Here is an 11,300-nt window from a genome sequence, read left to right as displayed (position 1 = left end):
GCCGAAGGCCTGCTCACCTTCCGACGCGGAACGGGCGGCAACCGGCTGATCGTGGCTGTGAACTTCTCCGACACCGAACGGCGCCTGCCGGAGCACGACAGGGTTCTGCTGGCCAGCGGACCGCTCGGCGCGGAAACGCTGCCACCCGACACTGCCGTTTGGCTAATGGACTAGTAGACGGTCCCAACCGACTTCAGCTTCACGCACGGGCCCCGAGTGGCTGACGGCGACGCCTGGCCGGAGGATGGCCTTGAGGCCAGACGCGTACGTCTTGATGAAGGAGGTCGACTCGCCATGATCGGTCGTCGAGGAGCGGCGGGCCGCCGCGGCAGCCTGCTCGGAACCGCCGCGCGCACCGCCGTGGTTGCAGGCACCGCCACCGCCGTCGGGAGCAGGGTCGCACACCGTCATCGCCAGAACGCCGCCGAGCAGGCCGCACCTGGGCCGGGCGCACCAAGCGCGCCGGCCGTGCAGCCCGAAACGGCTCCGATCACGACTCCGTCGCCTGGGCAGCCGGCGGGCTCCGATGTGCTCGAGCAACTCGAACGGTTGGCTGCCTTGCGTACGCAGGGGATGCTCACGGACGAGGAGTTCGTCGCCGCCAAACAACGACTGTTGGAGATCTAGGCGGAGTCGCCGGGAGCGGAGATCTCCTGGCGACCCCGGGGCTCGTCAGCGACTGGACAGCAGGTCCACGTTGCCGTCGAACTGCCACAGCGGGTTCGGCGAGACCTTGCCCGAGATGTCGATCAGGAAGTAGCCGTTGACTTCCACGGGTCCGTCTCCGTCGGCGATGTAGCGCCCGTTCGCGGTGACGTCGAGCTGGTAGATGGCCTGGGCTGTGACGTTGTCACCGGGGACGGCCCAGTAGACCGTGCAGCGCCAGTCGTTCCCGGGGCCCTCCTGCGCGCCGAGCCCCTCGCTCTTCAGGCACGCGGCGGAGGTGTTCAGTTGCGCCTCGGTGACCGGCGGGTGGTTCATCTGGGCTTGCTGGAGTCGGTAGATGTGGGCGAACGCCGTGGCCAGCGACTGCTGAACCTTGTTCTGGTCGATGCCGGAGCCATCCGCCCCGTTCGCCGTCACGGCGACGATGCCGGTCGTCGCGGCGAGCAGGACGGCCAGCGGGAGGACGCCCCAGGTCAGGGCCTTGCGGCCGGCTGCGTCGTTGTTGACGTTCGTGAAGTCCCGGCGGAGGAACAGCCGGTAGGCGAGCGCCGTCGCGACGAGTGCCCACGCCAGGCTGACCCCGACGCCGATCAGCAACGGCCCGGCCTGTTGCGGATCGGTGAAAAGGCCGTTCCAGGAGATGAAGGCGTAACCGGGCAGCGCCAGGCGCAGCGCGACCGGCAGCGGCAGCATCTGTGCCGTCTGAAGCCCGAGGGCGGCGATCATGGGCAGGAGCAGGCCCATCGGGGACCGGCCGAGGGCGATCGATCCGAGCAGCCCGATGGCCGCCAGGGCGAGCGTCGGCGCCAGTACGCACAGCCAGGCCAGCAGGGTCTTGCCGCCCGCGTCCCCTCCGCTGAGCAGGTGGCCGTCCAGACCGATCAGCGGCTGGTTCCCCTCCGCGAGCAGTCCGCCGACGACACTGGACACGGCCAGGCCGGCCACGCCCAGCACGATCACGGTGAGGCTGGCGATCGCCTTGGCCGCGAAGATCCGCCGGTGCGAGCGGACCGCGACGAGAAGGTGCCGCCAGGTCCCCAGCCGGTCCTCGGAGGCGAACACGTCGCCGGCGACCATCGACGTGAGCAGCGGCAACACCCAGGTGCCTGCGGCGCCGAGGACGACCAGCGATCCGGCCCAGCCGGTGGCGTGCATCTGGCGGCCGAACAGCGTGTCCGACGGCAGGGTGCCCTGCTGGTCGACCGCGAAGACCGCCAGGCCGGGACCGATCCAGCTGAGCAGCAGCAACAGGCGTACCCGCCAGGATGACGTCTGCTTGATCAGCTCGAAGCGCAGGACGCGGGCCACCGCGACGGGGCGCACGCCCGCGGTCGCGGGCTCGGTGACGAGGGTGTCGACGGCGGTCGCGGTCATCGGCCTGCCTCCTGTTCGGTGAGGGCGAGAAACGCCGCTTCCAGTGGCGAGACGACGGGCACCAACTCGCGCAGCGCGATATCCGCGCGCACGATCCGCGCCACGAACACGTCGAGGGCCGCCACCTGCGCGCGTATGACGACGATGTCGGTATCGGGTCGTGGCGCACCGTCGGAGCCGTCGACGACACTTATGCCGGGCGTCTCGGCCGCGAGGGCGCGAGCGGCGGACGGGTCCGAGGCGCGCAGCCGGTAGTCGAGTTCGCGGTGGTCATCAGGAAGCTTATTCAGTGGCCCGGAGAACACCACGCGTCCGGCGGCGAGGATGGTGACCTCGGAACACAGCGCCTCGAGATCGTCCATCCGGTGGCTGGACAGCACGACCGTGCCGCCCTCGGCCGCGACCCGGCGCAGGACGCCGTGCACGTGCCGCTTGCCGGCCGGGTCCAGGCCGTTGGACGGCTCGTCGAGCACCAGCAGCCGGGGCTTGGTCAACAGGGCCGCGGCCAGCCCGAGCCGCTGGCGCATGCCGAGAGAGAAGCCGCGGACCTTGTCGTCGGCGACTTCGGTGAGGCCGACCTGCTCCAAAGCCTCGTCGACGTCCGCGGTGCGCCCGACTTCGGGGCGCAGCGAGACGAGCGTCGCAAGGTTCTGCTTCGCGGTGAGAGCGGGGTAGAGGCCGGGCCCGTCGACGAACCCGGAGACGGCGTCGGACACGGCCGCCGCGCGTCCCGCCGGAGTGCCGAGGATCTCCAGGCTCCCCTCGTCGGCGACGGCGAGGCCCAGCATCAGGCCGAGAAGCGTGGTCTTGCCGGCGCCGTTCGGCCCGACCAGTCCGTGGATCTGGCCCCGGGCCACATTCACGTCGACATGGTCGAGCGCGACGACGTTATCGAAGATCTTGGTGAGGCCGCGACCTCTGACCGCTATTGCCGAATCCATCCGTACGTCCTTTGCCAGCTGAAAGTTCTTGGACTGCGATTGTGGGGTGGCGAGTTCTCCTGGCGGGTCGGCGTCCCCACCGCGGTCGCGGTGCGGACGCCGACCTCCAGAGCGTAATCAGGCCACTGACATCAACTGACGTTGACCGCAGTGTCGTCGAGGACGAACGAGGTCTGGTACTCGAAGTCCTCGGCGCCGGTGAACTTCAGGGTGACCGTCTGGCCGGCGTACGGGGCCAGGCTGAAGCTGCGCTGGGCGTATCCGGTGTTGTGGTCGAGGTTGGAGTACGTGTGCAGGGTCGACAGAACCGAACCGGAACTGCTGAGGACCTGCACCTTGAGCGTGTCGTACGCGGTACTCGTGCTGGTTTCCGCCGTATCGACGTGCAGCCAGAAGTTGAAGTTGTACGTGCTGCAACCAGTCGGCAGCGCCACCGTTTGGGCGAGCGTGTCAGTGGTCGTAGAGCCCCAGCCGTCAAGCCAGGCGTCCCACGATCCGCTGTGCGGCGGCTCCGATGCGCTGTTGCTGATCACGTCGACCGGCGAATGGGTCGAGGTCACCGTCCAGGGCGCGGCGCCGGAGCTGCCCTGTTCGAAGCCGGGGTTTCCGAGCAGTTGCGCCGCCGTGCAGCCGCCGCCACCGGTCGGGGTGGCGCTGGCCTCGTTGCTCTGCTGGCCTTCACCGATCGGGTTCGATGCGGTGACCTCGTAGTAATAGGTCTGGCCGGCGATCAGCCCGGTGTCCGTGCACGTGTTCACCACGGCGAGGTTCGCGCAACCGCCCGAGGTCAGCAGGGACTCGGTGCCGCTCGAGGTGCTGCGGTAGACCTTGTACCCGTTGATGGCCTCACCGCCGTCGCTCGACGGGGTCTTCCAGTTCAGCGCGACCGAAGTGGTTCCCGGCGCGGCGGTCAAGCCCGTCGGCGGGCCCGGCGCGGTGGCCGCGATCGGCGAGGCGGTGACGGTGACGGTCGAGGTGGCCGTCAGGGCCGGGGACGAACTGTCCGTCACCGTGAGGGTGGCGGTGTAGGTGCCCGCGGTGCTGTAGGTGTGGCTCGGGTTCTGCGCCGTGCTCACGGCCGAGCCGTCACCGAAGTTCCAGCTGTACGAGTACGTCGGCTTTCCGCCGGTTGCCGTGCCGGCGAAGTTGACGGCCAGTGGGACCTGGCCGGACGTCGGCGTCGCCGAAGCGGAAGCCGCGAGCGGGTTGCCCACGGCGCTGACGTTCGTGGTCACGGTCGACGTGGCCGTCTTAGCCGGCGACGAGCTGTCCGTCACCGTGAGGGTCGAGGTGTAGGTGCCCGCCGCACTGTAAGTGTGGCTCGGGTTCTGCGCCGTGCTCGTGGCACCGTCGCCGAAGGCCCAGCTGTAGGTGTACGGCGCGGTGCCGCCAGTGGCCGAACCGGTGAAGTTCACCGACAGCGGCGCGTTCCCGGTGCTCGGGGTGCCGGTGGCGCTCGCCGACAGCGGGGTCGCGCCCTGGACCCAGAAGTCCTCCAACGGGTCGCCGAGGGCGGCCTGGTCGTTGGTGGTCATCGGGAACGTGCTCAGCCCGAGGTTGTCGTTCGGGTTGATGATGCCCGACTTCACGTTCTCCATCGTGCGCTCCATCGCCGCGAGCACGTTGCTCGTCGTGTACGCGACGTGGCTTATGTAGTGCTGCTTGACGAGCGCGGACGGACCGATGACGACCAGCGGAACCCGGTAGGTGTTGGACACGTGGTCGGAGCCGTTGTTACCGTTCTGCGTGTCATCTTCAGTGACGATGACCAGCGTATTGTTCTTGTACGTCGCGTTGTTCTCGATGGAGTTGACGACGTTGTTGGTCGCGGTGTCATTGCCCGGGATGTCCTGGTACGTCCCGGGGTGGTCGTTGAACAGCTCGACATAGCTGTACGCGGGCAGCCCGTTGGTGTTGACGAAGTTGATGTAGTCGTTGGCTATGGTGCTGTCCGGCAGGCTCTGGTTCGAGCAGGTGTACTCGTTGTAGTGCAGCTCGTCGGGGATGGTCGTGCCCGGACGATTGGGCGGCAGCACTTCCACCTTGCCGTCGGCCGGGTTCTTCCAGTAGCCGCTTCCGCTGTTGAGCATCCAGTAGAAGTCACCGTTCATGATGAACGTGTACGGGCTGCTGCCGCTGCTCGTGCCCTTGGGCGGCGTGCAGGCGCTGGTGCCCTCGTCCGTCGGGCCGTTGTCGCCGGAGAGAAAACGGTCGAACTGCGTCCCCGTGGCCGACGGGTAGGACTGCTGCTGGCTGCTGGACGCCGACTGCCCCGAGAACATGAACCAGTGGTTCGGGCCGCTCGGCGGCTGCGTGCCGGTGCTGTACGTGTCGGAGAGCGCGTACTGCTTGGCCAGCGAGTGCAGGTCCGGCACGGAGCTGATGTGGTTGGTGGACTCCACCTTGCCGTTGCAGCCCGCGATGACCGTCGTTGCGCAGTCGCCGAGGTAGTCGTCGAACGTGTGGTTCTCGCGATAGACGATCACGAAATGCTTGAACCCCGGGAAGTACGGCGCCAGCGGGTTGACCGCCGCAGTGGGCTGACCCACTACCGTCTGCTTGTTCGAGACCGTCTTAACGACATCTTTGTTGGTGATTTTGAAGTTCTTGGGCTGCGGGAACTTCGCGAACTCCACCCCCGGCGCCGCGAACGTCGCACCGCTGCAGTTGAAGTTGTCCGGCCGGTACGTCTGCGGACGGTGTCCGGCCGGCAGGTTCTTGGCATTCGAAGGATCGGTGTTGGGGTTCCACCCGATCAGGGTGCACGAGCCGACGCCCGTCTTCGGATGCGTCGCCGGGGCGCCGTCCGCCCAGCTCAGCGAGGAAATCCCCGCTATAGCGATTCCGGCCAGCACGGTCATGCCGATCGTTCGCTTTCTCCAGCTTTTCATTGAGCCTCCGCACGGTGGGTCATGCGAGGTCAAAATGACCATCGTCAGCCCGTAGGATCTCGTAGAATCAGCCCTCCGCAAGGGGCTCGGAGACTATATCTTCATAAACTTTTCACGCTCCGGGCCCGGCGTCCGACGTTCACCCGCCGTTGGCGCGGGAGCCGTTGTGAATTCGATCTCTGGTTCGCTGGAGCAACTAGCCCTTGGCGTACACGGTTTGAAGTTGCCGCCGCTTCGTGCATCGCGGCGAGTCGGCCGGTGAGCGAGCGGATCACAGCGGTCGATAGGGTCACGGCATGGCCGATCACGACGCTGCACGCATCGCCGACCGGTACGCCGACCCGCGGCCCGGGGACCTGCGCAGTCCGTTGCGTTTCCTGCTCTGGTTGATAGCCGGGCAGAAGTGGCGAGTGCTGCGGGCGTCAGTGGTGGGCAGCGCGTGGATGGTCGGTTTGGCGCTTCCGCCGTACCTGCTGTCAGAGGCGATCGACGAGGGCCTGCGGTCGAGAGACAACGGTGCGCTGGTCGGGTGGGTGCTGGCGCTGGTGGCTTTTTGCGTGGGAAACGCGGCGCTGGGCGGATTGCGGCACGGCACGATGACGAAGATCCGCACGTATTCCGCCTACCAGACCGGGCTTTCGACCGTTCGGCACGCGACGCGGCTGGGGGCGGCGCTGGGCCGGAAGTCCTCGTCCGGGGAAGTGGTCGCGATCGGGCTTGGCGACGTCCAGGCCATCTCCACGGCGCTGACCGTCACCGGTCCCGGGGTCGGGTCGGTGGTGGCGTACGTGGTGGTCGCCGTGTTGCTGTTCACCATCTCCCCGCTGCTGGCCGTCGTCGTGTCCGCGGGCGTGCCGGTGCTCGCCCTGACGATCGGGCCGGTGCTGCACCGCACCCATGGGGCGATGACGCCGTACCGGGAGCAGAACAGAGCCCTGACCAACAGGCTGATCGACATCGTCACCGGCCTGCGCGTGCTGAGCGGTCTCGGCGGCAAGCAGGCATATCTCGGCCGCTACCGGGAGGATTCACGAGCGCTGGTCCGCCAGGGCTACCGGGTCGGGGCCGCGACGAGTTGGACCGGGGCTCTGGGTACCGGGTTGCCCACGCTGTTTCTGGCCGCCGTCACATGGATCGCGGCCAGGATGGCCGCCGAGGGGTCGATCACGGTAGGCCAGCTGATCGCCGTCTACGGCTACGTCGCGATGCTGGTGGCCCCGGTCTCCTCCCTCATCGAGGGCGCGCAGCAGCTCACGGCCGCAACCGTCGCCGCACGCCGCGTGATCCGCTTCCTCGCGCTCGAACCCGATCACAGCGACGGCGAGCACGATCTCGGCCCGGACTCCGGAGTCCTGCACGACCCGCTGTCGGGCACGGAGATACCGCCCGGCTCGTTCGTCGCCCTCGTCGGCGCCGAATCCGCGGACTGCACTGGGGTCCTCGAACGCCTGGCCCGCTTCACCGCGTCCGATGCCACGTGGGGCGCAGTGCGCCTGGACGAAGTGGCACTCCCGCAAATCCGCTCGCGCATCCTGCTGGCCGAGAACGACGCCACGATTTTCGCCGGGACGATACGCGAGGCGGTGGCCGGGCGGCGCGCAGCCCTGGAGCCCGATCTCGGCCACGCGGTCACGGCGGCGGTCGCGAGCGACATCGTCGACGCGCTGCCTGACGGCCTCGGCTCGACGCTCGATTCCCAGGCCCGCAACCTCTCCGGCGGCCAGCGCCAGCGGCTGCGTCTCGCCCGCGCCCTGTACGCACAGCCCGAGGTCCTTCTGCTGGTCGAGCCGGCCTCCGCCGTGGACGCGCCCACCGAGGCCGCCATGGCCACCCGGCTCCGAGAGGCGAGGCGAGGGCTGACGACCGTGGTCACCACGTCCTCGCCGCTGGTGCTCGACCGGGCCGATCTCGTGCTGCACCTGGTCGCGGGACGGGTGGCCGCTTCGGGGACCCACCAAGAGCTCTGGCGATCCAACCCCGCCTACCGCTCCGTGGTCTCACGCACCACCGCGACGCAGGGCCAGGAGGCCGCGCAATGAGCACCCGCTTGCCCGTCGCCGACGCCGCCCAGATTCGGGCCGCATTGCGTCAGGATGTACGGTCCGATCGCCGCGCCTTCGCCGGGATGCTCGTCCTGAACGCGCTCGCCGCCCTTGCGGCCCTGGTCGGACCGGCCTACCTCGGCCGGATCGTGGACGAAGTCACGGGCGCACATCCGTCGGTGTCCGTCGTGAACCACGACGCACTGATCATCGTCGTGTTCGCGCTCGCACAGATCCTCGTGTCTCGGTGGGCGCTGCTGATCGGCGCGCGGTTCGGCGAACGCACGTCCGCCCGCATCAGGGAGCGCATGCTTGAGCGCGCACTCTCCCTGCCGGCCTCCGTCGTCGAGCACACGACGACCGGCGACCTTGTCTCGCGCGGCACGAATGACGCCGGGATGGTCGCCGCGACCCTGCGCGACGCCGCGCCGATCATCTTCGTCTCGGCGGTCCAGGTGCTGTGCATCGCCGGCGCGGTCCTGGTCCTCAACCCGCTGCTGGGGATCTGCGGAGTGGCGTGCCTGGTCGGCGACGTGTTCGTGCTGCGCTGGTATCTGCGCCGGTCGCGGCCCGCGTTCCTGGCCCAGAGCATCGCGGGCGCGGCGATCACCGACGTGATGGAGAGCACGGCGAGCGGTGCGCGCACTGTAGACGCGCTGGGGCTGGAACAACGCCGGATCGAGGCGGCCGAGACCGCGTTCGCGGCTTCCATCAAGGCCCAGATGCACTCGCTGCGGCTACGCCTGGTCCTGTTCCCGACGGTTGACGCCTCCTATGTCCTGCCACTTGCCGCGATCCTGCTGATCGGCGGCGCGCTGTATGAGCACGGCGAGGTCTCACTCGGAGCGGTAGTCGCTTCGACCCTTTACATGCGCCAGTTGGCGGGCCCGCTGGACACCGTCTTGGTGTGGATCCAGACGCTGCAGAACGCCGCCGTCTCCTACGCGCGGGTTGAGGGTCTGTCGGCCGCGCCGCAGGCGCCCGTCCCGACCGGCGCGATCCCAGCGGGTGACCGCATCGAGGTCGCCGGCGCCCACTTCGCCTACAACGCGGATCACGGGGACGTCCTGCACGGAGTGGACCTGGTGGTGCAGCCCGGCGAGCGGCTGGCGATCGTCGGCGCGTCCGGCGCGGGCAAGTCGACGCTCGGCCGCCTGCTGGCCGGCATCGACCACCCGAATCAAGGCACTGTCACCGTCGACGGCATTCCGATCGCCGACCTCCCGCCCGAACGCCTGCGCCGCCAGGTCGTGCTGGTGACCCAGGAGCACCACGTCTTCCACGACACCCTGCGCGGGAATCTGAAGCTGGCCAAGGCCGATGCGACCGACGACGAGCTGCTGGCCGCGCTCGGCGCCGTCGACGCGGGATGGATCGACGCCCTGCCCGACGGCCTGGACACGTTCGTCGCCGGGAACGGCCACCGGCTCGACGGCGCCCAGGCCCAGCAACTCGCGCTCGCCCGCGTCGTGCTCGCCGATCCGCACACCGTCATCCTCGACGAGGCGACCGCCCTGCTCGACCCGGCGACCGCCCGCAATACCGAGCAGGCGCTCGCGGCAGTACTACGGGGTCGCACTGTCATCGCGATCGCACACCGTTTACAGACCGCACACGACGCGGACCGAGTCGCGGTGATGGACGCCGGGCTGGTGACCGAACTGGGAACCCACGAAGAATTGGTGGCATCAGAAGGGACATACGCAGCGCTGTGGCGGTCCTGGCACAGGGATTGACCCGGCCTGGGTCAGCCTGTGCGGAGCAGTGACAGGTAGTCGCCGGTCGGGACGCCGATGCCGGTTTCGGTGTCGAAGCCGGGTCCGGCCTCGGGGGTGGTCGGCACGAACGGCGTCGACGGGATCTGGCCGAACATCTGGACCAGGTACGGGGCGAATCCGTCGGCGGACACCTGCCGCTGCTCGACGGTGGCCGGAGCCGCGCCGGGCAACGGCGTGACGTCGCGGAACGCCCCGGTGTCCGCGAGCCGGTAGAGCGTCGGGTTGGCGAAGCCGAACGGCTCGCCGCCGCGCGCCTGCTGGGCGAGCGCCTGCACGCCGGCGAAGAGCGGGGTGGACAGGCTCGTGCCGCCGATGCGCCGCTCCGTGTACTGCCACGTGCTCGGGTCGGAGGTCGGCGACGTGAGGCCGTACAGCGGAGTTCCGCCGACGAGCATGCCGGTGGCCGCGTCGGCGTCCATCGCGACGTCCGGACCGGTCCGGTCGACCTTGCCGTCCTCCCCGGTCGCCTCGCGGTCGGAGACCACTCCCTGCTGGTACCACGGCCGCGGCTGGCCCGCCATCCATCCGCCGCCCGAGCCGCCGCCGTTCTGCGGCTGCTCCCACGAGGTGCCGTCCGGGCTCAGCGCACTGGCCCCGTCGCCCCAGCCGGTCTCCCACTCGCGTGAACCGTCCGGCCCGATGCCCAGCGAGGTGCCGCCCACCGCGGTGACCCAGTCGTCGCCCGCCTGCGGGGTGAGGAAGTTCCCGGTCGCGTCGTGGCCGCCATCGCCGCTGGCGTAGTAGAAGCCGACGCCCCGCAGCGCGCCCTCCTGGTACACCTCGTCGTACGCCGCCTGCTGGCCGGGCAGGTTCCCGAACGAAAGGGAGAGCGAGACGATCGAGGCGTGCGTGTGGTCCACGGCGTAGGTCAGGCTATCCAAGATGGAGCCGTCGTCCGCGGTGGACAGGCCGAGCGACATGATGTCCGCGTCCGGCGCCATGCCGTGTACGGCCTCCACGTCGAGCGTGTTCTCGACCATGACGGAGAAGGCATCGGCCGGCGTCACGGCCGGCGAGCCGTCCGGGGTGGGGACCACGTTGAGCTGGCCGGGGCGCAGTGTCCGCGTACCCACTCGCGTCGACCAAGTGTTCACGTCCTGTTCCAGGGTGTCCATGGCGGGCGTGACCACCGCGACGGTCTGTCCCGCACCTGTCGCGGTCCGATCGGGCGAACCGGCCGAGGTCGCCGCCGTCATCGCCTTCCTGGCCGATCCCGACGCCGTATATCTCAACGGCGTGCACACCCCCGCCCTGCCTAGGTTCTCAACTAACCGTTTAGAAAACTCTCACTCACGAGAGTCCACTTGCACGAAGCGCGTCGCGCGCGTACTCTCTCGAGAGTCAACTCTCATGAAGCAAGCCAACTTTCCCGACAACTCTCGATGGAGGCGTCTGACATGGCACAGGTCTCGGTGGTCGGACCGGACGACGGTGAGTCGATCCAGCTCGGCCCGACGCGGATGCGGATCCTGGAGGACGGTTCGACGACCGGACACCGGCTCGGCATGGGTGAGATCACCCTCGCCCCGCGCACCGACGGCCCGCCCCAACACCGCCACGCCCGGCACGACGAGGGCTTCTACGTCGTGTCCGGCGCCGCACGCTTCA

At 69.0% G+C, this 11,300-nt stretch carries 8 protein-coding genes and 1 pseudogene; 5 read left to right on the top strand and 4 right to left on the bottom strand.

The genetic code is table 11. The features are described 5' to 3' along the window. Window positions 1–9: 9 nt before the first annotated feature. On the top strand, window positions 10–174 hold the full coding sequence (locus VG296_RS33000; protein WP_349259670.1) for a DUF3459 domain-containing protein: 165 nt from the start codon (window positions 10–12) through the stop codon (window positions 172–174). Window positions 175–294: 120 nt separating this feature from the next. Beyond that, a complete protein-coding gene (locus VG296_RS23135) occupies window positions 295–627 on the top strand; it encodes an SHOCT domain-containing protein (RefSeq protein ID WP_325569004.1) in 333 nt (110 codons plus the stop codon). A 45-nt stretch (window positions 628–672) separates the two neighbouring features. Here VG296_RS23135 and VG296_RS23130 read toward each other — a convergent pair whose 3' ends face one another. From VG296_RS23130 to VG296_RS23120, 3 genes are all read right to left on the bottom strand, one after another. Further along, complete coding sequence (locus VG296_RS23130) at window positions 673–2,040, bottom strand: ABC transporter permease (RefSeq protein ID WP_325569002.1); 1,368 nt, start codon at window positions 2,038–2,040, stop codon at window positions 673–675. Further along, complete coding sequence (locus tag VG296_RS23125) at window positions 2,037–2,981, bottom strand: ABC transporter ATP-binding protein (RefSeq protein WP_325569000.1); 945 nt, start codon at window positions 2,979–2,981, stop codon at window positions 2,037–2,039. The genes VG296_RS23130 and VG296_RS23125 overlap by 4 nt, the downstream gene beginning before the upstream one ends. A gap of 131 nt (window positions 2,982–3,112) precedes the next feature. Further along, window positions 3,113–5,872: a PKD domain-containing protein gene (locus tag VG296_RS23120; RefSeq protein ID WP_325568998.1), complete on the bottom strand. Its 2,760-nt coding sequence runs from the start codon at window positions 5,870–5,872 to the stop codon at window positions 3,113–3,115. Between the two features lie 296 nt (window positions 5,873–6,168). Between VG296_RS23120 and VG296_RS23115 the strand changes: the two genes are divergently transcribed. Both VG296_RS23115 and VG296_RS23110 read left to right on the top strand, forming a co-directional pair. After that, window positions 6,169–7,911 (top strand): ABC transporter ATP-binding protein, encoded by a 1,743-nt coding sequence (locus VG296_RS23115; RefSeq protein ID WP_325568996.1) that lies wholly within the window; start codon window positions 6,169–6,171, stop codon window positions 7,909–7,911. Continuing rightward, window positions 7,908–9,650, top strand: coding sequence for an ABC transporter ATP-binding protein (locus VG296_RS23110; protein WP_325568994.1), 1,743 nt, complete (start codon window positions 7,908–7,910; stop codon window positions 9,648–9,650). The genes VG296_RS23115 and VG296_RS23110 overlap by 4 nt, the downstream gene beginning before the upstream one ends. Window positions 9,651–9,661: 11 nt before the next feature. Here VG296_RS23110 and VG296_RS23105 read toward each other — a convergent pair whose 3' ends face one another. Further along, complete coding sequence (locus VG296_RS23105) at window positions 9,662–10,888, bottom strand: S53 family peptidase (RefSeq protein WP_325568992.1); 1,227 nt, start codon at window positions 10,886–10,888, stop codon at window positions 9,662–9,664. A gap of 201 nt (window positions 10,889–11,089) precedes the next feature. On the opposite strand from VG296_RS23105, the pseudogene VG296_RS23100 reads away from it, so the two are divergent. Then, window positions 11,090–11,300: pseudogene (locus VG296_RS23100) on the top strand (cupin domain-containing protein); the annotation flags it as partial.

Origin of the sequence: Actinospica sp., assembly GCF_035552695.1 — a bacterium.
GTDB lineage: Bacteria > Actinomycetota > Actinomycetes > Streptomycetales > Catenulisporaceae > Actinospica.
This window is presented reverse-complemented; position numbering and strand designations above follow the sequence as displayed.

Bases quoted from the DNA above. Each gene is read 5' to 3' on its own strand.
- VG296_RS23135 (WP_325569004.1), top strand. From the start codon at position 295: ATGATCGGTCGTCGAGGAGCGGCGGGCCGCCGCGGCAGCCTGCTCGGA.
- VG296_RS23130 (WP_325569002.1), bottom strand. From the start codon at position 2,040: ATGACCGCGACCGCCGTCGACACCCTCGTCACCGAGCCCGCGACCGCG.
- VG296_RS23120 (WP_325568998.1), bottom strand. From the start codon at position 5,872: ATGAAAAGCTGGAGAAAGCGAACGATCGGCATGACCGTGCTGGCCGGA.
- VG296_RS23125 (WP_325569000.1), bottom strand. From the start codon at position 2,981: ATGGATTCGGCAATAGCGGTCAGAGGTCGCGGCCTCACCAAGATCTTC.
- VG296_RS23115 (WP_325568996.1), top strand. From the start codon at position 6,169: ATGGCCGATCACGACGCTGCACGCATCGCCGACCGGTACGCCGACCCG.
- VG296_RS23105 (WP_325568992.1), bottom strand. From the start codon at position 10,888: ATGACGGCGGCGACCTCGGCCGGTTCGCCCGATCGGACCGCGACAGGT.
- VG296_RS23110 (WP_325568994.1), top strand. From the start codon at position 7,908: ATGAGCACCCGCTTGCCCGTCGCCGACGCCGCCCAGATTCGGGCCGCA.